The 22152-nt window shown below is 45.7% G+C and carries 23 protein-coding genes and 2 tRNA genes; 14 read left to right on the top strand and 11 right to left on the bottom strand.

The window, feature by feature from the left end; genetic code table 11:
- Positions 1 to 208: 208 nt before the first annotated feature.
- From ACOJR9_RS02240 to orn, 3 genes are all read right to left on the bottom strand, one after another.
- Positions 209 to 284 (bottom strand) — tRNA-Gly (locus ACOJR9_RS02240).
- A gap of 293 nt (positions 285 to 577) precedes the next feature.
- Positions 578 to 653 (bottom strand) — tRNA-Gly (locus ACOJR9_RS02235).
- A gap of 100 nt (positions 654 to 753) precedes the next feature.
- Entirely contained in the window at positions 754 to 1299 is a 546-nt protein-coding gene (gene orn, locus ACOJR9_RS02230) for an oligoribonuclease (protein ID WP_420934797.1), read from the bottom strand.
- Positions 1300 to 1385: 86 nt separating this feature from the next.
- Between orn and rsgA the strand changes: the two genes are divergently transcribed.
- The 4 genes from rsgA (at position 1386) to ACOJR9_RS02210 (ending at position 5031) form a co-directional block, all read left to right on the top strand.
- On the top strand, positions 1386 to 2429 hold the full coding sequence (rsgA, locus tag ACOJR9_RS02225) for a small ribosomal subunit biogenesis GTPase RsgA (RefSeq protein ID WP_420934796.1): 1044 nt from the start codon (positions 1386 to 1388) through the stop codon (positions 2427 to 2429).
- A gap of 140 nt (positions 2430 to 2569) precedes the next feature.
- On the top strand, positions 2570 to 3448 hold the full coding sequence (asd, locus tag ACOJR9_RS02220; protein ID WP_420934795.1) for an archaetidylserine decarboxylase: 879 nt from the start codon (positions 2570 to 2572) through the stop codon (positions 3446 to 3448).
- 3 nt (positions 3449 to 3451) lie between these two features.
- Positions 3452 to 4333: a DMT family transporter gene (locus tag ACOJR9_RS02215; protein ID WP_420934794.1), complete on the top strand. Its 882-nt coding sequence runs from the start codon at positions 3452 to 3454 to the stop codon at positions 4331 to 4333.
- Between the two features lie 8 nt (positions 4334 to 4341).
- On the top strand, positions 4342 to 5031 hold the full coding sequence (locus tag ACOJR9_RS02210) for a glycerophosphodiester phosphodiesterase (protein WP_420934793.1): 690 nt from the start codon (positions 4342 to 4344) through the stop codon (positions 5029 to 5031).
- A gap of 41 nt (positions 5032 to 5072) precedes the next feature.
- Here ACOJR9_RS02210 and ACOJR9_RS02205 read toward each other — a convergent pair whose 3' ends face one another.
- From ACOJR9_RS02205 to ACOJR9_RS02195, 3 genes are all read right to left on the bottom strand, one after another.
- Positions 5073 to 5501, bottom strand: a complete 429-nt coding sequence (locus ACOJR9_RS02205; protein WP_420934792.1) for a MerC domain-containing protein — start codon at positions 5499 to 5501, stop codon at positions 5073 to 5075.
- A 151-nt stretch (positions 5502 to 5652) separates the two neighbouring features.
- Complete coding sequence (locus tag ACOJR9_RS02200; RefSeq protein ID WP_420934791.1) at positions 5653 to 6453, bottom strand: divergent polysaccharide deacetylase family protein; 801 nt, start codon at positions 6451 to 6453, stop codon at positions 5653 to 5655.
- 203 nt (positions 6454 to 6656) lie between these two features.
- The gene (locus ACOJR9_RS02195; RefSeq protein ID WP_420934790.1) at positions 6657 to 7823 is read right to left on the bottom strand and encodes a murein hydrolase activator EnvC family protein; all 1167 of its coding nucleotides are present in this window, start codon (positions 7821 to 7823) and stop codon (positions 6657 to 6659) included.
- A 307-nt stretch (positions 7824 to 8130) separates the two neighbouring features.
- Here ACOJR9_RS02195 and ACOJR9_RS02190 point away from each other — a divergent pair, with 307 nt between their 5' ends.
- The 4 genes from ACOJR9_RS02190 (at position 8131) to gpsA (ending at position 10487) form a co-directional block, all read left to right on the top strand.
- Positions 8131 to 8556, top strand: a complete 426-nt coding sequence (locus ACOJR9_RS02190; protein WP_420934789.1) for a rhodanese-like domain-containing protein — start codon at positions 8131 to 8133, stop codon at positions 8554 to 8556.
- 13 nt (positions 8557 to 8569) lie between these two features.
- Entirely contained in the window at positions 8570 to 8830 is a 261-nt protein-coding gene (gene grxC / locus ACOJR9_RS02185; protein ID WP_032095457.1) for a glutaredoxin 3, read from the top strand.
- Positions 8831 to 8892: 62 nt separating this feature from the next.
- Positions 8893 to 9402 (top strand): protein-export chaperone SecB, encoded by a 510-nt coding sequence (gene secB, locus ACOJR9_RS02180; RefSeq protein ID WP_420934788.1) that lies wholly within the window; start codon positions 8893 to 8895, stop codon positions 9400 to 9402.
- 32 nt (positions 9403 to 9434) lie between these two features.
- A complete protein-coding gene (gpsA, locus tag ACOJR9_RS02175; protein WP_420936024.1) occupies positions 9435 to 10487 on the top strand; it encodes an NAD(P)H-dependent glycerol-3-phosphate dehydrogenase in 1053 nt (350 codons plus the stop codon).
- 210 nt (positions 10488 to 10697) lie between these two features.
- On the opposite strand, the gene trmL is transcribed toward gpsA, so the two are convergent.
- From trmL to ACOJR9_RS02155, 4 genes are all read right to left on the bottom strand, one after another.
- A complete protein-coding gene (gene trmL, locus ACOJR9_RS02170) occupies positions 10698 to 11162 on the bottom strand; it encodes a tRNA (uridine(34)/cytosine(34)/5-carboxymethylaminomethyluridine(34)-2'-O)-methyltransferase TrmL (protein ID WP_269521160.1) in 465 nt (154 codons plus the stop codon).
- A gap of 103 nt (positions 11163 to 11265) precedes the next feature.
- Complete coding sequence (locus ACOJR9_RS02165) at positions 11266 to 12246, bottom strand: alpha/beta fold hydrolase (protein WP_420934787.1); 981 nt, start codon at positions 12244 to 12246, stop codon at positions 11266 to 11268.
- Between the two features lie 159 nt (positions 12247 to 12405).
- Complete coding sequence (locus ACOJR9_RS02160; RefSeq protein WP_420934786.1) at positions 12406 to 13755, bottom strand: ATP-binding protein; 1350 nt, start codon at positions 13753 to 13755, stop codon at positions 12406 to 12408.
- A gap of 5 nt (positions 13756 to 13760) precedes the next feature.
- Positions 13761 to 14468, bottom strand: coding sequence for a response regulator (locus ACOJR9_RS02155; RefSeq protein WP_420934785.1), 708 nt, complete (start codon positions 14466 to 14468; stop codon positions 13761 to 13763).
- Between the two features lie 268 nt (positions 14469 to 14736).
- On the opposite strand from ACOJR9_RS02155, the gene ACOJR9_RS02150 reads away from it, so the two are divergent.
- Positions 14737 to 15594, top strand: coding sequence for a Spy/CpxP family protein refolding chaperone (locus tag ACOJR9_RS02150; protein ID WP_420934784.1), 858 nt, complete (start codon positions 14737 to 14739; stop codon positions 15592 to 15594).
- A 204-nt stretch (positions 15595 to 15798) separates the two neighbouring features.
- Here the strand turns inward: ACOJR9_RS02150 and ACOJR9_RS02145 are convergent, their stop codons facing one another.
- The gene (locus ACOJR9_RS02145; RefSeq protein ID WP_420934783.1) at positions 15799 to 16209 is read right to left on the bottom strand and encodes a methylglyoxal synthase; all 411 of its coding nucleotides are present in this window, start codon (positions 16207 to 16209) and stop codon (positions 15799 to 15801) included.
- Between the two features lie 576 nt (positions 16210 to 16785).
- Between ACOJR9_RS02145 and argC the strand changes: the two genes are divergently transcribed.
- From argC to argH, 5 genes are read left to right on the top strand one after another with little or no spacing between them, the layout of a single operon-like run.
- Entirely contained in the window at positions 16786 to 17799 is a 1014-nt protein-coding gene (gene argC / locus ACOJR9_RS02140) for an N-acetyl-gamma-glutamyl-phosphate reductase (protein ID WP_420934782.1), read from the top strand.
- The gene (gene argB, locus ACOJR9_RS02135) at positions 17796 to 18602 is read left to right on the top strand and encodes an acetylglutamate kinase (RefSeq protein ID WP_420934781.1); all 807 of its coding nucleotides are present in this window, start codon (positions 17796 to 17798) and stop codon (positions 18600 to 18602) included. Before argC ends, argB begins: the two co-directional genes overlap by 4 nt.
- Positions 18599 to 19510: an ornithine carbamoyltransferase gene (locus ACOJR9_RS02130; RefSeq protein ID WP_420934780.1), complete on the top strand. Its 912-nt coding sequence runs from the start codon at positions 18599 to 18601 to the stop codon at positions 19508 to 19510. The genes argB and ACOJR9_RS02130 overlap by 4 nt, the downstream gene beginning before the upstream one ends.
- Before the next feature lie 14 nt (positions 19511 to 19524).
- The gene (locus ACOJR9_RS02125; RefSeq protein WP_420934779.1) at positions 19525 to 20730 is read left to right on the top strand and encodes an argininosuccinate synthase; all 1206 of its coding nucleotides are present in this window, start codon (positions 19525 to 19527) and stop codon (positions 20728 to 20730) included.
- A 24-nt stretch (positions 20731 to 20754) separates the two neighbouring features.
- Positions 20755 to 22137 (top strand): argininosuccinate lyase, encoded by a 1383-nt coding sequence (gene argH / locus ACOJR9_RS02120; RefSeq protein ID WP_420934778.1) that lies wholly within the window; start codon positions 20755 to 20757, stop codon positions 22135 to 22137.
- Positions 22138 to 22152 lie beyond the last annotated feature (15 nt).

The raw sequence follows: 22152 nt of genomic DNA, 5'->3' as shown, positions 1-22152 counted from the left end.
AACGAGATTCGCAAACTGGCCGACACTCGGTCGCGGGCCCATAAGGGGTCGCGCTTTTCGCACTCACTAACGTTTTAACTCGTTAATTAAATTTGAATTTGGAGCGGGAAACGAGATTCGCAAACTGGCCGACACTCGGTCGCGGGCCCATAAGGGGTCGCGCTTTTCGCACTCACTAACGTTTTAACTCGTTAATTAAATTTGAATTTGGAGCGGGAAACGAGATTCGAACTCGCGACCCCGACCTTGGCAAGGTCGTGCTCTACCAACTGAGCTATTCCCGCATAGAGTCGATGCTAATGCATCTTTTTGAAAACCAGCGCAATTTACTTTACGTTAGTTAGATTTGAATTTGGAGCGGGAAACGAGACTCGCCAATTGGCCGACACTCGGTCGCGGGCCCTCATGGGGTCGCGCTTTTCGCACTCACTAACCGACGGTTTACCCGTTAGTTAGATTTAAATTTGGAGCGGGAAACGAGACTCGCCAACTGGCCGACACTCGGTCGCGGGCTCTCATGGGGTCGCGCTTTTCGCACTCACTAACTGACGGTTTACCCGTTAGTTAGATTTAAATTTGGAGCGGGAAACGAGACTCGAACTCGCGACCCCGACCTTGGCAAGGTCGTGCTCTACCAACTGAGCTATTCCCGCAACAAAAAGGCACTTCGTTTGAAGTGGTGCGCATTTTACAAAAATTTTGGGGTAACGCAACCTTTTATTCTACTTTTTTAGTGCCTGTGCCCTTGAGTGCTTAAATCGCAAACACTTTCTCTCTGTAATACCGCATCTCTTCAATAGATTCGCGAATATCGTCTAGAGCAAGATGAACGCCTTTTTTATCAAAACCAGATAATATCTCAGGCTTCCAGCGACGTGTAAGTTCCTTAATCGTGCTTACATCGATACTGCGATAATGAAAGTAGTCTTCAAGCTCTGGCATATATTTCACCATAAAGCGTCTGTCTTGCCCTATGGTATTTCCACATAGTGGCGATTTACCCGCATCAACCCACTGCTGCAAAAACGCTATGGTTTGCTCAGCAGCCTCGCTCTCGCTCACCGTACTCTCTCGGCAACGCTTTGTTAAGCCGCTTTCGCCATGCACTCGCGTGCACCACTCGTCCATGGTATCTAACACGCTATCACTCTGGTGAACGGCAATAACAGGCCCTTCGGCAAGGATGTTTAACTGTGCGTCAGTCACAATGGTAGCAATCTCCATAACCACACACGTTTCGGGATCTAACCCTGTCATCTCCATGTCTATCCAAACAAGGTTACTGTTATCTTTACTCATATCATTCCTCTCTGCGTTACAGGCATGGCAACCATGCCCTACAAGCGTTATCATTGCATTAGTATACGTGAAACTAGAAAATAATCGTGGCGAAAAAACCAAAACTTACTCAAAGACAGAAGCGTCAAGTTGCAACTAACCGCAGCAGACGCTTACAAGAAAAACACGCAAACTCGTCATCCTCAACACCAGATGAAAGTGCCCTACTGAGCGGCACTGTCGTGGGTCGCTTCGGCAAGCATGCCGATGTAGAGGACATTAGCGGCAGTATTTCACGCTGTCACATTCGCCGCACGGTGGAATCTGTAGTGTGTGGAGACAAAGTCTTTTTTAGTAAAGGTGATACTACTGACACCGGCGTAAACGGTGTGATTGAAATTGTCAAAGATAGACATTCCGTACTGACCCGCCCCGACTTTTATGACGGCGTAAAACCCATCGCTGCAAACATAGATAGAATTATTGTAGTGAGCGCTATTTTGCCCTCGCTTTCAACCAATATTATTGACCGCTATCTTGTTGCCTGCGAAGACATCGGCATAACACCACTCATAGTGATTAATAAAGTTGAGCTACTTAGCGACGAAGAACGAACTGCGGTAGCAAATCAGCTTACCACCTATGAAAAACTGGGTTATGAAGTGCTTTACACCAGCTGTGAAACTGGCGAGGGTATTGAAGCGCTTAACGATTATTTAAATAATAATATAAGCGTATTTGTTGGCCAGTCTGGCGTGGGTAAGTCGAGCCTAATCAATCAGGTGTTACCTGACGCGGATGAACTCACCGGCGAAATTTCTAATAACTCTGGATTGGGGCAGCATACGACCACAACAGCAAAACTACTCCATCTTCCTGCGGGTGGAGACTTAATAGATTCTCCTGGGGTGCGAGAGTTTGGGCTTTGGCATATTCCTAACGAACGCATCACCTGGGGATTTGTTGAATTTAGAGATTACCTTGGCGGGTGTAAGTTTAGAGACTGTAAGCACCTCAATGACCCGGGGTGTTTAATAAGAAAAGCGGTTGAAGAAAACGAAATAAGTACAGAACGCTTTGAAAGCTATCATCGAATTTTAGTCTCGATGGAAGAAAATCGGCCGAGTCACAGTCAGCCTCCGGGGGCATAAAAAGCGCTGATGTCAAAACCTTCAGTTATGCACTTATATCGACTTGGAAGCATTCATACTCTTTAAGTAGTTCGTCGTAGCGCAACATAAGATACAATCCCCCCGTAGAAGGGCCCTTTTAGAAAATTGGAGAATTTTTAGTGTTAGATTGGCTTAAAGTTAATTTACAGTATGTCACCCCAAAGCACCTCATTTCACGCTTGGTGGGAAAGCTTGCTGAAGCAGAAATGGGTAGCGTAACCACGTCGTTAATTAAGCTTTTTATAAAGCAGTATAATGTGGATATGTCAGAAGCCTTGCACGAAGACCCTTCTTATTATCGAAGCTTTAATGCTTTTTTCACGCGCCCATTAAAACCTGAAGCACGCACTATCGACGATAACGACAATGTGCTTATCCATGCGGTAGATGGAACCGTCAGTCAATTTGGCGATATTAAAAGCGACAGTATCTTTCAAGCAAAGGGACACAACTTTAGCCTAACGACATTACTAGGTGGCAAGCCCGATATCGCCGCGCCTTACAAGAACGGTAAGTTTGCCACTATTTATCTAGCACCACGAGACTATCATCGTATTCATATGCCTGTTGAAGGCACCCTTACCGATATGATTTATGTTCCTGGCGACCTATTTTCAGTAAATCCATTGACCGCAGAAAACATACCTGGATTATTCGCCCGAAACGAGCGTGTCGTCGCTATTTTTGATACGCCGGTGGGTAAAATGGCAATGGTACTTGTTGGTGCTACTATTGTGGCCAGTATTGAGACGGTGTGGGCGGGCACGGTTACACCACCAGCGGGTCAAAATGTGCAGCACTGGACTTACGAGCAAGACACCGAAGCTTCAGTTAAATTAGAAAAAGGTGCCGAATTAGGCCGCTTCAAACTGGGCTCTACCATTGTGGTGTGTTTCGAGAAAGACACCATAGATTTTGAAGATCTTGTGCCGGGTATGGTCACCCGTCTCGGTGAGCCAATGGCAGCAAAACGCAGTGCCGATACTACTGACGCTTAATGTATGGATGCTGTTAAAAAAAGCCTGATATCGCTGCATTTTACTGTTGTTCTTCTTGGTGGTACGGCGCTTTTTTCCCGTATTATCCCGTTAAGTGCAAGCGATATCACGCTTATACGCTCTGTTTTTGCCTGCATCGCTTTATTTGCATTTCTCATTTTAACGAAAGACAAGCTATCGCTTCGCTCTCGCGGTGATTACCTCATTGCTATCGGGCTGGGCGTGCTTATGGCACTGCATTGGATTTCATACTTTGCGGCCATGCAGTACGCTGGCGTGTCTATAGGCATGATTGCCCTTTTCACTTTTCCTGTGATAACCGTGCTCATTGAGCCTTTGTTTGAAAAAACAGGGTTGGTATGGCAAGACATTGTGTCGGCCCTCACCGTTATAATCGGCGTTTATCTTATTGTGCCCGAGACCTCGTTAGAAAATGAAGTCACCCTTGGCGTATTGATAGGCATTGGCTCTGCTATTCTGTACGCGTTTAGAAATATTATTCATCGCAAACATTTCAAGCAGTATAGCGGTGCAAAGGCCATGGCTTGGCAAACGCTAGTCGTTATTGCGATACTACTGCCTACCATGAGTAATAGTATCGGTGAGGCGACAACCCACGACTGGCTTATGCTATTGCTACTAGGTACTGTTTTTACTGCGCTGCCACATGCGCTTATTGCTGCGACTTTACGCCATTTGCGGGCAAAAACCTTTTCTCTAATTGCGTGTATGCAGCCTCTTTACGGAGTAGCACTTGCTATCATTGTGCTTGATGAGAGCCCAACGTTTCGCACCCTTATTGGTGGTATTCTTATTACTTCGGCGTCAATTTACGAAACACTAAATGCACACAAGCTGCACCAATCAAACGTACAAGATGAGTAGGAGTAGTCATGCGTATTTTTGCCCACCGTGGTGCCAGTAAAGACGCTCCCGAAAATACACTTAAGGCGTTTAATTTAGCATTCGAACAAGGTGCCGATGGCATTGAGTTTGATACTTATCAACACGAAAGCGGCATTATTGTTTTTCACGACAGGATCCTGCTACGACGGGCCCGTACTCCTGGCTATCTGCTCGATACGCCGTGGTCAACCTTACGCCACTTAGACATTGGTGAAGGTGAGTGCATTCCCACTTTAGGCAGTACCTTAGCCACTGTGCCTCAAGGGCGCTGGTGCAATATTGAAATAAAGCATCTTCAGTGTATCGACACCTGGGTAAGTCAAACCAAGCAAGCCATTACACAAAGCACAGTTGCGGAAGAGCAGGTGATTATTTCATCATTCAACCACCATTGGCTTGCCGGCATCGTCGCTCGGTGGCCAGAGGTAAAAATTGGTGCATTGACCGCAAGCTATGAACTGGACTGCACAGCAAGTGCAAGAGCGCTTAACGCCTATTCTGTGCATATTGCGTTAGACGCAATAGAACAAGACTTTGTTAAAGAGGCACGCTCACATGGCTTTCACGTTTATGTGTACACAGTGGATGAACCCAGAGATATGCTTCAGTTAGCGGCATGGGGAGTAACAGGGATATTTACCAATGTTCCAAATAAAGCGTTAAAGCTCCTGAGGTAGATTAGTAGCCCAAGGTCGCCTGAAAACCTCTTGGTAACCGGCTATTTTGCCTGCGTAGATAAGTGATTAGACAGCACAGCATTTTTGCAGCACTTACATTGACGGCAAAGACGCATGTTTACCCAATGCCCCATCACAATCAAAAATGCACCCACTGCTATAGTAAAGGGCTCGTAAGACTCGCCAAACATCTCTTTATTCCAATAAATAGCGCCACCGGTTAATAGCAAAAGAAGGGGATAATATCGGCCGTGGTAACGAATTGCTCCGCTAATGAGGGCCACTGCTCCAATCAGTAACGAAAATGACAAGATGGTTCTCTCGAACCACACCTGAGCAAAAAAGGTTGAGCCAACCAACGGCAACAGAGGAATAAGCACTGGCAGCGCAAGGCAATGCAGCGCACACAGACCAGACACCCAAATGCCTAATTTGTCTAATTTCGCTGGATTGTCATCAAGAGGTGCCATGTTTGCCTTAATTAAAGCGTGCCAGAGACGTTATAATATAACAAATCAGAAGAAATGAAAAATTTCTTCGCATTAAACTTTATATCGAATTGGTACAAGTGTGTTTCTTCCACATTATTTTCCATGTTCTGACCGGTTTGATTATATACGACTACTCGTTTGGAGACGACACACTGCTATCGTTAGGGTAAGTCGCAAACAATTGGTCATTTTGGTCGCTGTAGGAAAAGTAATCAGCGATAGACAATAAGTTAAAGCCCTCAACTGCTAAAGCGGGTAATTCCTGCTTTAAAAAGGCAATAGTTTCAGGATGGGGGTGACCGATAACAACCACATAGCCTTTGACTTTTGCTATCTCTTTCATTCTCTTAAATTGGCGTTCGAGGAATGCCCTGTTGCGCTGATGATCTAAAAAAATCTGGCGGCTGGCATTTGGCACCCCCACCCGCTCAGCAATTGCTTGAGCTTTCGTTAAGACGGTTGTCCTGCTATCTACAAAAAACAAACCTTGGCGCTTAATTTCTTCCATAAGCGCTTTCATTGCGTCTTCTTGCTCGGTAAAGGCGCTCCCCATGTGGTTATTTACCCCAATTGCATTAGGAACACTTTTGATGGCTTTTCGCAATGTGTGGATAATAGCTCCAGGAAACATGTCTGTACTCAAACCTAGTGGCCCCATGGACTTGTGATTAGTAGCTTGCATTGGCATATGCAACATCACAGGACGGCCTTCATTCTCAGCGCGTTGAGCAATGCTTTTTGACAGCGGCGTTTGCGGAAGAATAGAAAACGCCACCTCTTTAGGAAGTGAAAACGCGGCTACGTCAGTAGGTCTGTAACCAAGATCATCGAGAATGATAATGATATTAGGCTTTGCTAAAGCAGGTAAGCTTGCGAGGCTGCTTATAGCAACACTCATCGCTATAGATAAGCTAATTAAAAAACGACGCACTTGCACCTAACAATATCCATTGATTTATTATTTGTTCCTGGTTTTTACCAGCGCTTGTTATTAACACTAAGCAAAGTGCTAAGCGGTGTTGACCTAGCATACCAATTAATAAATTTGACACAACAAGCCGTGCAGCCAGTCACTCGATACATGGACACTTAATACACGGCTACTCAGTACATGGCCACCTAACACAACCCCAACTAGTTAATGAAAATAGTCGGGTTAACTGCTTTTCCTTTATGGCGAATTTCAAAATACAAATTGGGAAACTCTTGCCCCCCGCTGCGCCCTACCAAAGCGATACGCTCTCCCCTTCGCACCTCATCTCCCGCCTGCTTTAAAAGCGCTTGATTGTGCCCATACACACTCATGTAGCCGTCACCGTGGTCGACAATAGAGACCAACCCAAAACCGCGTAGCCAATCAGCATACAGCACCTTACCCTCGGCAATACTATTTACCGGGTCGCCCTCGGCGCCATCAATAACAATTCCCTTCCATCGCACCTGCCCCTGTCTTCTATTTCCAAACAGCTTGCGTATGCGACCTTTCACTGGCGAATCGAGCTGACCTTTTAGTTTGGCTAATCCGTCTAGCGTTATCGTCGCTTCTCTTGCCGCTCGCTCTGCCGCAATGCGCGCTTTTTCGATAGCATCCACTAAGGCTTTTTCGTTTGCTTGCAGGGAGGCAATTCGTTGGCTTTCTGACGCAATCGTTTGATTGAGCTTATTCAATGTGGCTTTGCGATCGTTTTGGCGAGTCAGCAAGATAGCCCGCTGATTTTCTTGCTCATCTTGAAGGCGCGCTAACGATTCTGCTTTTTCAACCAACTCCTCATTGACTGCTTCTAAGCGAGCTACATTATCTCTAAACGTTTCTATTTCTTTTTGACGTGCTTTCGCAACATACTGGTAATAGGTGATGACGCGTTCGAAGGACTTTGCGTCTTCTTGATAAAACAGCATTTTTGCATAGTCGTAGTGCCCTGCCATAAAGGCGCTTTTAAGCTGACTGGCAAGTAACGACTGTTGCTGACGAATCGCGGTTTTCAATTCGCTCTGCTCTTTTTGGAGTGCCTGTTGCTCGTCTTTTATCTTATCTAAAGACCGCTTGGTGCTACTCAATGCTGTTGCGACCTTGGCTATTTCAAGCTCAGACTGCTTAAGCACACCCTCAAGCTCCTCTGCACTTGCTTTATTATTTTTAAGCACCTGCTGCCTAGCGACTAATTCGGCCTGTAGTTGTGCCAGCTGCTCTTTTTGTTGTGCTTGCCCAGATTCCTGATCAGAGTCCTGACTGCACCCAAGGGGCGAGACAAGCATTAGCAAGCAAAAAGACAGCAGAGAAAGCGCGATTCTTAAAAACATAAAAGCGGTGCAGATATCCTGTTAACAAGTATTGCTGTGTATAAATTTGAAATGATGATCTCGTCGAGCATCTTAAAAACGCTCCTTAACTAAAATAGCGCGCCACAAATCACAAAGCGCAGCATCCATTGCCAAATCAGTGTATCTGAGGCTTTGTCATAATCCCAGTTCAATTTCGCCGTAATATCAACCATCTGAAGCAAATGGGAATACTGAAGCGAGTTACTGATAACGGTAGACTGGTTTCTCGCCGATTTTTCTATATACTTTGCACTCTTTTCAAGGTCTGTAGACAGGGTTAGCAGTAATGGATCAACTAATTGAATTTGCCAGCAACAATATTGTTCTTGCTGGTGTGTGGGTGGCGTTAGTGGCAATGTTGATATTTAGTTATGTCAGCGGACTCACCTCGACAGTAAAAGAGTTAAGTACCCACGAAGCAACGCTTTTAATCAATAAAGAAGACGCGGTGATATTCGATATTCGTCCCGCAAAAGACTTTAAAACCGGACACATACTCGGTGCTAGACAAATAAAACCAGAAGAGCTCCGCGAGAAAAACTTCAAGAAGCTTGAAAACAGCAAAGACAAACCCATTATCATAGTATGCGCTATGGGTAATCAGGCTCGTGGTACAGCAAATGCGATGCAAAAAGACGGCTTCGCAAATGTCAATGTATTGAAAGGCGGTATGAATGCGTGGCAAAGCGCTAGCCTTCCCGTTTCAAAATAATAGGTAACCTTTTATGAGCAATGTTGAACTTTACACCAAGGGCCATTGCCCGTATTGCCATCGTGCAAAAGCGCTGTTAACGCAAAAAGGTGTGGAATTTACTGAATATCCCATCGACGTGCAGCCTGAATTGCGCGACGTTATGATTGAGCGAGCAAACGGTGGCTGGACAGTACCGCAGATTTTTATCAATGATCAGCACGTTGGCGGCTGTGACGAGATGATGGCTTTAGAAGCCGCGAGCAAACTAGATCCAATGCTGGGTTTAGCATAAGGCGTCAGCACGACAGCAACGCGCTAAATTTAAAATAAAACGACAAATATATAGGAACTATCATGGCTGACGAAAATCAGACGAATAACGGCGAGGCTGCAGGCGAACAGGCTCAGCAGGGACCACAATTTAATATTCAACGCATTTACACTAAAGATATTTCTTTTGAATCACCTAATGCGCCGGCTATCTATACCAAAGAGTGGAAGCCTGAAATAAAGCTGGATATCGACACTAGCACAAACAAGCTTGAGGAAAACGTATTTGAAGTGGTACTTTCAGTAACCGTTACTGCGTCTCTTGGCGAAGAAACAGCATTTCTTTGTGAAGTTCAGCAAGCAGGTATCTTTGCTATTGGCGAAATGCCGGATCAGAATAAAGCCCATACTCTTGGTTCGTTCTGCCCGAATATGCTTTTCCCTTATGCGCGTGAAACCATCTCTAACTTGGTTAACCGCGGGACTTTTCCTCCGCTTAACCTTGCACCTGTAAACTTCGATGCAATCTTTGCCGCTTATGTGCAAAATCGTGCGCAACAAGCACAGGGCCAAGCGCCTAAGATGGACGCGTAAATAACGTGAACACAAAGACGGCTTGTGAACCTTTGGTTTCTGCTGCGTCTTCCACGGTACCGTCTACTTCAGTACCGTCTACCTCAGTACCATCTACCACGGTATTAGGAGCAGGGTCTTACGGCACTGCTCTTGCTTTTTGTCTTGCCAGAAATGGTAACCCAACACTATTGTGGGGGCGGGACGAAAAGCATATACAAGCACTCGCAGAGTCTCGAGAAAATGCTCGATACTTACCAGGAGCAACGTTCCCTGATGCGCTACAGGTAGATGCTGATTTAGAAAGCGTTGTGGCAGCGAGCACAGACATATTAGTCGTGGTTCCAAGCCACGCTTTTGCGGCTATGCTGACAAGCTTAAAGCCCTTGCTAAAACCTCATCACAGAGTTATCTGGGCGACAAAAGGTCTTGAACCAAAAACAGGGCGTTTGTTGCGAGAAGTAGCAGAAGAAATTTTAGGCCTTGATTACCCTCTGGCGGTACTCTCTGGCCCAACCTTCGCCAAAGAGATGGTCGCGGGATTGCCCACTGCTATATCGCTGTCTTCTACTGACGATACTTTCGCTGATGAATTTTCGGCAAAGCTTCACTGTGCAAAATCGTTCAGAGTGTATAAAAACTCAGATTTTACCGGCGTACAGCTTGGCGGTGCAGTGAAAAACGTTATCGCGATTGGTGCGGGATTGGCCGACGGCTTAGGCTTTGGTGCAAACGCTCGTACTGCGCTGATAACCCGTGGTCTTGCCGAGCTAACCCGCTTAGGCGTAAAGCTTGGCTCCAACCCTGAAACCTTTATGGGCATGGCTGGACTTGGCGACTTAGTGCTTACCTGCACAGATAATCAATCTCGAAATCGTCGCTTTGGCTTGGCATTAGGTCAAGGTAAATCCGTTGACGTCGCCATAGAAGAAATTGGGCAAGTGGTTGAAGGTTACAGAAATACCGAAGAAGTGCATATATTGTCGAACAAGGTGGGTGTAGAAATGCCGATTTGTGAGCAAATTTATGCCGTTCTGTATCACGACAAAAATCCTAAAGAGGCCGCTTTAGCGCTGTTAGGACGCGACCTTCGAACTGAAGGCTAGTCGTTTTCAGTGACTGAAACTTCGTTTGCCCAAGCATTGTAAAAGTGTCAACTCTATTTAGGACGCGTCAAAGCACTAAAAAAAGCGCAGCATTTTATCACGCTGCGCTTTTTTTAAGCTTTTAAGAAGGTATTCAGCGTGAGAGAGTATCAACGCAAAATGGTCTCAATGCGAAACGGTTTCAGTGCGAAATGGTTTCACTGTCAAAGACTATCTTGCTCCTTCGTATCCCATTTGACGCCAGCTTTCATAAACAAACACAGACACGGCATTAGAAAGGTTCATACTACGACTGTCTGGCAGCATAGGAATTCTTACTCGCTGCCCTTCAGGAAGAGACTGAATAAATTCATCAGGTAACCCTCTCGTCTCAGGGCCAAATATTAACGCATCACCTTTTTTATAGCTGACATCGCTATGAAAGGCTTTTCCTTTTGTGGTACATGCAAAAATTCGCGTGGGTTTTGCATCTTCAATGTAGGCGTCTAAATTGGCATGTCGTTTCACATGGGCAAACTCATGATAATCGAGGCCAGCCCGTCGTACTCGTTTATCGTCCCATTCAAAGCCAAGAGGCTCGATAAGGTGAAGCGCAAAACCACTGTTGGCGCACAAACGAATAATGTTGCCTGTATTAGGTGGAATTTCAGGTTGGTAAAGTACAATATCAAACATGCTGTGAGTTCTACTTGCTGCTATCAAGTTAAGGGCTATTGCTTTAACGGACATGCCGTGTACAGCAACAGAGTGTATGGTAAAACAATGCCACATTGAAGAATTAGTACGGTAAAGAGGTACCAGATAAGTAATCACAAAGTCGCGTAAGTACGGGCTCGCGTATGGAGTCGGACTCGGTAAATAACTCGTGGTAAGCTCTGGGTATTACCTCTAACTTTGCATTTGGTATTTTCTTTGCCACCCGTCGCTGACGAACATTATCGATAATACTATCTCCATCGGCACTAAAAATGATCATAGGCGTAGTGATAGCCCTTGCACTCTCTTCTATTCGACGCATCGCTTCGTGCGCAGCAGCTAGCCACTCTGTGGTTACGCCGCCCAATTGTATTTTTTGCTCTTCATCATACAGCGAACGAAATAGCGCATAGCGGGATTTGCTGTGAGTGAGTTTGTTTAATGAATAGGGGAATGCGATGTAAGGCGTTTGGCCAAAAAAGTATCCCGACTGCAGCTTTCTCATTCTATTTACGGCCAGGCCGGTTCGAATAAGAGCGTTGGCCAACCAGTCAGGCAAGGCTGGCTTGATACCAAACATAGGCGAAGCCAATACTGCTTTATCAAATAACGCAGGCACGCGCAGCAGAGTAAGAGCACCAATTGCCCCTCCCATTGAATGACACACAAGCTGTAACTCGCCACACTGATTTGGCTTTACGATTTCTTTAACGAAGGTAACCAAGTCGTCCACATAATCATCGAAGCTGCTTACATAGCCATGTTGAGGGTCGTGAGTCAGTCTATCCGACAGCCCCTGCCCTCGATGATCAAGAACAAAGACGGCAAACCCATTTTGGAATAGGTCAAAAATAAGCTCTTTATACTTTAGATAAGACTCAATTCTGCCAGAACTGAGCACAATCGTAGAACGCGGGTTCTTCGGAATACAAAACGCGTACCGAACACCGAAACCCTCTTGGCCTTTGAAAGCGCCCTCGGTGACGTGCTCTTGCCAGAATGGGTTTATTGCCGTAGCAAACGTCGTCGCCAGAACATTTTCAGACGTGAACGTCCATTCCATGTGCTTTGCCTTGTGATAGAGTTGTTATGCTGAAATGATACCTAAAAACCTAGGTACTTTACCAACATACTCACAAAGTTTTATTGAATAGCAGATTAGGGCGTGTGAGCTGCACAAATATACAGCAAAGTTCAACACGCCCTAGGGCAACGCAATGAACTACCGAGGGAAGGATAAAGTCACCTTTAACCCTCTCTCGCTTTGAGGTTCAGCGCATATAGACCCGTTATGTAACTCTACAGCTGCCTTGGCAATAGAGAGTCCAAGCCCAACGCCGCCAGACTCACGTTCTCGAGCCAGAGTTGCACGATAGAACGGAGAAAATATTTGCCCGCACTCCTCTAATGACAAACCATCACCATCATCTGAAATAGTGATATGCCACTGTGTATCGTCATGTTGAAAAGTAACCGAGGTAAGCTGCGTACTGTGACGAATTGCATTTCGTATCACGTTTTCCACCGCCCTGCAGAGCATGTTGCTATCAACCTCAACGGTTATTTGTGGTATCTGAGCAATGCTAAACTGCTTATTTTTGTTCTGTGCCTCAAAGTTAGCGTCTGTAAATACATCACTAAGCACGTCGGCTAGAAGCTGTTTGGTAAGCGACACATAACCAGCCTCAACACGACTTAGCGTAAGTAGCTGTGCCACTAAGGCTTCCATACGTTCAGCTTCTCGCTCAACTCGGCTTAATGTGTCAGGGTCTACGTTTTGTTGATACGCCAGTCCTAGTGCCATTTGTAGCCTAGCCAGTGGCGACCTCAATTCGTGAGACACATCAGCTAAGAGGCGCTTTTGTGCCCCCCACATGGCTTGCAACCGCGCAGCCATTGTATTGAAGTCTCGGGCTAATTCACCTAATTCATCATGGCGGTTTGATGCAAAACCGACTCGTGTCTCCCACTGCCCACTGGCGAGTTGTTTGGCTGAACTTTGTATATCAAGAATAGGTGAAGTCAACGAGCGCGCAAACAACCAACTGAGTATGGTTGTGGTAAGTATAGCGATAGAGAACAGTAGTAAAAACGATGGCTTGTTTTCCAGGGCGCGATCAAACTTTGCCGAGAACAGCGCATAACGCTCTTCATCATGGTTAAAAAACAATGGCCCAGAAAACTTTACAGCGCCGCGTTTAATCGCAATAGCAGACTCTTGGCCAATTAAATTTTGCAGAGCCCGAACATCAACATCTCGAAGGGGCGGACCGGAAGACGCAATGATTTGTTTGCTGTTTATATTTACAGCGATTAAACGCCACCGTCTTTCTCGCTCGAAGCGGTCAAGCAAATTAACGAGAGGCACTTGCTGTACATTGTTACGCTGAATTCGCGACACAGCAACGGACAGTGCGCGCACATCTTGAGGCTTAATATCGACGACTTCTAATTCTTCGAAGAAAAACCGTGTCCCCACAACGGCAAGCGTCGCTGTCACAAGAAATGTAGCCCAAAACCACAAAAAAATGCGCCCCATAATTTTGCGTGTTGGATTTAACTTTTTGAACATCTGCATTACTCCGGCAGCAGCATATAGCCCACACCTCGCAGGGTTTTTATCTTATCACCGGGCGCCACTGCAGAAATTTTCTTGCGTAAATTGCTCACGTGCATATCGATACTTCTATCAAAAGCTTGTAAGGGCTTGCCCAATACTTTTAAGCTTATTTGCTCTTTTGTCACTCTTTGTGCGGCATTAAGCATAAGAAGCCTGAGCACCATAAACTCTGTGGTTGTCAGCTCTAGCGCTATATCGTTCACCTTAACCTGCTGACTGCTAGGGCTAAGGAAGATGTCATTAATAAGAAGGTCCTGCTCTGTACCGCCGCCACTGGCAGACAAGGTGTAGCGCCGCACTATGGCTTTAATTCGCGCTACTAGCTCTCTATGATTAAAGGGCTTTGGCAGATAATCATCGGCTCCCAACTCAAGACCTAAAATCCTGTCGTAGTCATCACCGCGGGCCGTCAACATAAGCACTGGTGTAGTATGGCTAGCGCGGAGTTTTTGGAGCACGTCGAAACCATCCATTTTTGGCATCATGACATCGAGAAGAATCAGGTCGTAATGATGGCCGGATATTGCTTCAGACAACCCAGCTTCACCGTCGTTTTTCACGTTAACGCGATACCCTATACCCGAGAGATAAGTCGACAACATATCTGTTAGTTCAATGTCATCATCGATGACCAATACAGATTGTAGATGGAACTCCTTGCTCATGAAAACACACTCACCTTTCTATGATTTATTCCCGTACCCGCTGTGCCCATTGACTGAAAGTGCTCGTTACTGAGCAATGGTATTACTGTACTACCTACTTCAATATGGATTTTATGTAGCTTTTATATAACTTCTACATCGCTACTATATCGCCTCCTCTCTTTCTAGTCTTGATATCGCATCGCCTTTACACAAGCTTTACAGTTTGCTGACTGAATAGCTAGACGATTGGTACTAATCTATCAGTGTCAAATAAAAGGAGACGAAAATGAAACGATTACTTATTACCACCGCAATGTTAGCGACCGTAGGTATCAGTGGTTTTACGTATGCTAAGCATCACGACATAGAAATGCGTCACCAGCAATTAGCAAAATTTTCACTCAAACAGATGGTTCAGCAGCTTCGTGGACTTTCTCTTAGCGAAGCACAAAAAAGTGAAATTAAAGCGTTAATCACTCAATTTAAAGAAGCCAACGCGAGTGAAGTTAAGGGGCATTCAAGAGACGAACGCAGAAAAGCTGATTCAATGTCAAGATTAGATGTAGCCACGGCGACGGACGCTCAAATAAATGAGATGGTGGCACAGCGTGTTGCAAAGCAATCGTCAAAGCAGCTTGAATTTGCAACATTACGCCATGATGTTTTTGCCGTGTTAACCACAGAGCAGCAAGCAGAACTCGATGAGCGCCACTCTAAGTTTGAAGAGAAGCGTGAACGCAAACATGAACGCAGAGAGCAGGCCATGCAGTCGCACAAAGATAGTAGAGGCGACAAACAGCAACGTGAAAAAAGAGAGATGAAGCAATTTGCTGGCCTGTCTTTGTCTGATGAACAAAAGGCCGAGATTGCGCAATTGATTGATTCACAGAAAGAGCGTGCAGAATCTCATCGCGAAACAGTGAAAACATTCAAACAGGCACAGCGCGACTTAGTGAGAAGTGATGCGTTCTCTGAAGATGCGTTTATTGCCCTTAGTACTAAATACGAGGACGACCTTATCGCTGCTGGCGTTGAAAAGGTTAAATTTAGAAGTACATTAATGGCCGTGCTTACTGACGAGCAACAAGAAGCGCTTAAAAGCAGGAAAAGGGAAATGCGAGGTTTGATGGATCTAATTAAGTAGAGCTCTTATCTAGATAACGCTTAATCTTAATAACACTCAACCTTAATAGCCCTTAACCTTAGTAGCTCCTAACCTTGATAGCATCGATACCATTTATCGTTGATTCAAAGCCGAGACATTGCTCTCGGCTTTTTGTTTTAGCATATGTTGTTCAGGGCTTACTAAGCAGTGGGCCAATGATTCTCGGTCACTTCGACTCAATGTTTAAAAGTGGGGCTTTACTGGCTTATATTCTGGCGACAAAAATAGCGGTGACGTCACAACTAAATCGGCGGTTGCCGGTGTGCAGGCCACAGGTACGTTCCATACGGAACACAAGCGCAGCAGCGCTTTAACATCGGGGTCGTGAGGAGCGGCATTTAATGGGTCCCAGAAAAAGAACAAAGCATCTAACTTATTTTCAGCAATCAGTGCCCCAATTTGCTGATCACCACCTAACGGACCGCTTTTAAAGCGCTTTACCGGAAGCCCGATTTCATCAGCAACTAGCCCCCCTGTTGTTCCAGTGGCTAAGAGGTTGCATTGTTCTAGTATTTTTTTATGCTGATTAGCCCATGCTAATAACTCAGGTTTTTTGTGGTCGTGGGCAACTAGGGCCAAAGTAAGCTTGCTCATTGCTGAATGTGCCTTTTTATGTGTAAACCGATAATACGATTGTGACAACCAATTATAATAACCAATTATGACAATAGGGAAAGTGTACAGCGTCTTACGCTGTTTACATAGCCATCCTCGCCAAAACGGTATGTATAAATATTCAATATTAGCGAAGTCCGTGTCAAATTTATGTAACAGATACTAATGTACTATATTAGTTAACGAATATATCACAGCAAAAAGCGATAATGAGAACTCAATTTAAAATATTTATACATTAATATTGCATATAAATTCAAAATTGGTAGACTTATCCACGGTCAAAACAGTCATCCATTGTGAGGATGACACGATACAGGAACGCATAATGACAACATCGATTTACGCTGCTGAATTTAATAGCAACGTAACCATGTTTACCACTCCCCTGGCTAGCTACACTTTGCATAGTGTGCGACGACGCTCGCGTTCATCTATGCTGTTGCAGTAGCACACTTTTTACCTTTGTAATGTGGTAGCGGTTAGGCAATAGAGTCCAATCAGTTTACAAAGGTAAAAAGTGATTTTTTTCTCTTTATTCAAAATAGACTTATTATGTATAACGTATCAATTATTGGTGCCAGTGGTTACACAGGGGCACAGCTTGTAGAGTTAGTCCAACAGCATCCTGAATTGACGCTGTCTGGAACCTATGTGTCATCGAACAGCGCTGATGCCAATAAATCCATTGGCGAGCTTCACGGAAAGTTAGCCCACGTTGATGCAACACTTATCCCCATTAGCGACAGCATTTTAGAGTCGTTAGCACATACCGTTGATTTTATATTCTTAGCAACGCCTCATGAAGCTAGCCACGACTGGATGCCATTACTTACCTCAGGCTCAGCAAAAGTACTCGACCTCTCTGGCGCATTTAGACTAAAAGACACTGAGGTATTCGAGGCCTTTTATGGTTTCCCTCACAAGCAGCAAGAAAGTTTAGACAATGCGGTTTACGGACTGGCTGAGTGGTATTCCTCGTCTATTGAGCAAGCCAAAATTATTGCTGTACCGGGCTGCTACCCCACCGCCAGCTTAACCGCCCTAAAACCGCTGGGTGAAAACAATTTGTTAGATAACGCTGTTCGCCCCGTCATTAATGCGGTGTCCGGTGTCTCTGGGGCCGGTAGAAAAGCAAGCCTTAACACTAGCTTTTTCGAAGTTAGCCTGCATGCCTATGGTGTTTTAGGCCACCGCCATACACCGGAAATTGAGGCATACCTCGGCACACCCGTTATCTTCACCCCACATTTAGGTAATTTTAAGCGCGGGATCTTAGCTACGGTAACGGTGAAACTAAAATCGGGTGTCACACAAGAGCAACTTGATGAAGCCTATAACGCTGCCTATGCTGATAAACCTATTGTTCGTTTGCGCAGCAACTTCCCCAAAATAGATGATGTAGCGCACACGCCATTTGTTGATCTTTACTGGAAGCTTGATGAGTCATCAGGTTATGCCGTTGTCACATCAGCGATTGATAATGTTATGAAAGGGGCTGCATCACAGGCCATTCAATGCATAAACATTATGACTAAACAGCCAATAGAAACAGGGTTAGTACTATGAGCCGTTCTCCCATCGTCATAAAAGTTGGTGGCGCGTTATTAGACGACGCTGCTGCGATGACACGGTTATTTTTAAGCATTAAAGACGTTCAAAAAAGCCGTCCCGTTGTCGTAGTGCATGGCGGCGGCCCATTGGTGGAAACCTTAATGGCTAGCTTAGGGCTTGTAAGCACTAAGATAGACGGGTTAAGGGTGACGCCCGATGAGCATATGCCTTACATTTGTGGCGCATTAGCTGGCTCAGCAAACAAACAACTTTGCGCAGCGGCAATAGCATCGGGCTTAACGCCTGCAGGCTTATCGCTGCTTGATGGAAACATGGTAGTTTGCGAACCACTGGCTGATAAATACGGTGCAGTAGGGGCTCCTGCTACTGCAGACGCTACCTTTATAAAGAGTATTCTAGCCCAGTCGGTGCTGCCGATCATAAGCTCTATAGGCTCAAGTGCCCAAGGTAGATTACTCAACATCAACGCAGACCAGGCCGCTACGGTAATTGCTGAATTACTTGATGCAGAGCTGTTGCTGCTTTCCAACGTTGATGGCGTGCTCGATGGCGACAAAGTGCTTATCGGCGAGTTAGACGCAACGCGTATAGAGGAATACTCTACTGCAGGCGTTATTATTGATGGCATGAAGGTTAAAGTCGACGCGGCCCTTCAGTCTGCAAACACCCTTTCGCGTGCGGTCTACATTGCCAGCTGGACCGCAGACATCACTGACATACTTAATAAAAACACGGGTACACAAATTATACCCTGCGAGACCTCGTCACTAAATGGCGTCTTGGGAGACAACGAATGAAACAGGATTTATTAACTTTTGCCAACTGGACCCCAGAGGCAATGGAATCATTACTTAAACTTGCGGTTGAAATAAAGCAAGCACCGGCAAGTTATAGCAATGTGCTAAAAGGAAAGTCAATTGTTGCGCTATTTGAAAAACCGTCGCTGCGCACACGAGTGAGCTTTGATATTGGTATCAATAAGCTTGGCGGCCATATGGTGTATCTTGATGTGCAATCGGGCAAGCTGGCGGGTCGTGAAGACTCGGTGGATACCGCAGCAAACCTTTCGTGCTGGGCAGATGCCATTGTCGCTCGTGTATTTTCTCACTCGACATTAGAGACCTATGCTGAAGCGGCGAATGTACCTGTGGTTAACGCATTGTGCGATAAATACCACCCGTGCCAAGGCCTGGCCGACTATCTCACTATGTTCGAGCGTTTTGGTAAAACTAACGGTTTAACCATGACCTATATCGGTGATGGCAACAACGTAACGCATTCGTTATTAATTGTTGGTGCTCTGTTAGGTTGCAATCAGGTTGTCATTACCCCAAAAGGACATGAGGCAGATGCTAGTATAGTGGCTCACGCCAAAACGCTAGCTGAAAAAACTGGTGCTACCATTGTTGAAAGCAACGCGCTAGAAGCCGCTAAGGGTACCGATGTTATTTATACCGACACGTGGCTTTCTATGGGTGATGACACCCCACTTGAGACTATTAAGGCAACGTTTATGCCTTATCAAGTGAACGAAGCGCTTATGGAAGCATCGGGAGCAAGCTGCGTAATGCACTGCCAACCAGCACATCGCGACTTAGAAATTACCGGCTCATTAATTGATAGCGACAAGTCGCTATTAATGCAGCAAGCCGAAAACAGAATGCATGGCCAAAACGCCATCCTTACTCAATTACTCAGTGCCTAAGAGGAACTACTTAGATGCAAAATGTTAAGAAAATTGTACTGGCCTACTCAGGCGGGCTAGATACTTCAGCTATCATTCCATGGCTTAAAGAAAACTATGACTGTGAAGTAGTGGCATTTGCCGCCGATGTAGGTCAAGGTGATGAAGAGCTTGAAGGTCTTCATGAAAAAGCGATTGCCTCAGGTGCTAGCGAGTGCCATATCATCGATTTGAAAGAAGAGTTCGTTAACGACTACATCTTTCCAACAATTACCACAGGCGCCGTATATGAAGGCGAGTATCTATTAGGTACTTCCATGGCCCGCCCTGTTATCGCTAAAGCGCAGGTAGAAGTGGCAAGAAAAGTCGGTGCCGATGCACTGTGTCACGGCTGTACCGGTAAAGGTAATGACCAAGTGCGCTTTGAAAGTACCTTTGCTGCACTAGCACCAGATTTAACGGTTATCGCACCTTGGCGTGAGTGGGATATGGTAAGCCGTGAAGACTTATTGGCTTATTTGGCCGAGCGCAACATTGCCACTACGGCCTCAGCAACAAAAATATACAGCCGTGACGCCAACGCATGGCATATTTCTCACGAGGGCGGTGAGCTTGAAGATCCATGGCAAGAGCCGACAAAAGAAGTCTGGACCATGACGGTAGACCCAGAAGATGCGCCAAACACACCAGAGCGCATAAATTTGTCATTTAACGAAGGTAGGCTAACGCACATTGACGGCGAAGCATTATCGCCATATCAAGCGTTAGTGAAGCTAAATACGGTTGCGGCGGCACACGGCGTGGGCCGTATCGATATTGTTGAAAACCGTTTGGTAGGCATGAAGTCTCGTGGCTGTTATGAAACTCCTGGCGGCACAGTGCTGCTAAAGGCATACAAAGCCCTCGAGACCATGGTACTTGATAAAGCAGCGCTTAAATATCGTGAACAAATTGGTTTAGAGTTTTCCCACGTGATGTATGACGGACGTTGGTTTACTGCGCTAAACGATTCACTGCTTGCTGGTGCGGCATCCTTCGCGAAAAAAGTGACGGGTGATATCGTGGTTAAACTTTATAAAGGTCAGGCAACAGTAACCCAGCGTCGCTCGCCTAACAGCTTGTATTCTGAAGATTTCGCCACATTTGGCGCCGATGATGTATACGACCAAAAACACGCTGAAGGATTTATCCGTTTATTCAGCCTGTCTAGTCGTATTGAAGCATTAAAAAAACAAGGCTAATCACAAAGGTTAAAGGAGTATCACATGGCGTTGTGGGGTGGCCGGTTTGAATCCGGTGCAAGTAGTATGTTTAAGCAGGTTAACGACTCTTTACCGTTTGACCGTGTTATGGCGAGCCAAGATATACAGGGCTCAATAAGTTGGTCACGGGCGCTACAAAAAGCGGGCGTGCTGACTAGTGACGAACAGCAGCAGCTAGAAGCAGCACTGAGCGAGCTTAAAGCGCAAGCTGATGCCGGCGAGTTAGATTTTGATGCCTCAAGCGAAGAAGATATTCACAGCTTTGTAGAAGCTGCGCTTATCGAAAAACTGGGTGATATTGGCAGAAAGCTGCACACGGGTAGAAGCCGTAACGATCAAGTAGCAACCGATTTTAGGCTATGGGTTCGCGAACATATTGCTTCACTTCGCGGTGACGTTCTTGGCGTCATTAAATCGCTATTGAACGCTGCAAGTCGCCACCAGGAAGCTATCATTCCTGGCTATACCCACTTACAGCGGGCTCAACCTATCCATTTTGCACATTGGTGCTTAGCGTATGTTGAAATGCTAAAGCGCGATCTAAGTCGACTTGATGATTTAAAGGCAAGAATGAACCAGTGTCCGCTGGGCTCTGGTGCATTAGCTGGCACAACATTTCCTGTCGACCGCCATGCCATTGCCGATGAGTTAGGGTTCGATTCTCCTTGTCTAAACAGCCTAGATGCAGTTTCAGATCGCGACTTCGTGCTTGAGCTTTTGTTCACCGCAAGCACAAGCATGATGCACTTATCTCGCCTAGCTGAAGATATGATTTTTTACAACTCTGGCGAAGCTGGCTTTCTGCAATTAGGTGATAGCGTGACATCGGGCTCTTCACTGATGCCTCAGAAGAAAAACCCTGATGCATTGGAGCTGATGCGCGGAAAGTGCGGCCGAGTATTTGGTTCACTACAAGCACTGCTAGTCACCATGAAAGGGCTGCCTCTTGCGTACAACAAAGATATGCAGGAAGACAAAGAAGGTGCCATTGACGCTGTCAATCAATGGCATATTTGTTTGTGCATCGCCAGTGAAGTACTCGACTCGTTGCAACTAAACGAAGCGCGTTGCCGCATTGCCGCAGCACAAGGGTATTCCAATGCCACTGAACTTGCTGACTACTTGGTAGGCAAAGGCATTCCGTTTAGAACCGGCCACGATATTGCAGGTCGCGTGGTGCTACAGGCTATTGATAATGGCTGTGCCATTGAAGATTTGCCCCTTAGCCAGCTGCAGGCTATTTGCGACAAAATTGAAGACGATGTGTATCCGGTGCTGCAGCTTGAGTTTGGCGTTAATCAACGAAATATACTTGGCGGTACCAGCAAAGAAACAGTGACTAAAGCGCTGTATCAAGAACTGGAAAGTCTGGATAAACAAGGGTAGCGGTAGGGACATACT

The sequence above is a fragment of the Alteromonas ulvae genome, assembly GCF_048987005.1.
Lineage (GTDB): Bacteria > Pseudomonadota > Gammaproteobacteria > Enterobacterales > Alteromonadaceae > Alteromonas.
This window is presented reverse-complemented; position numbering and strand designations above follow the sequence as displayed.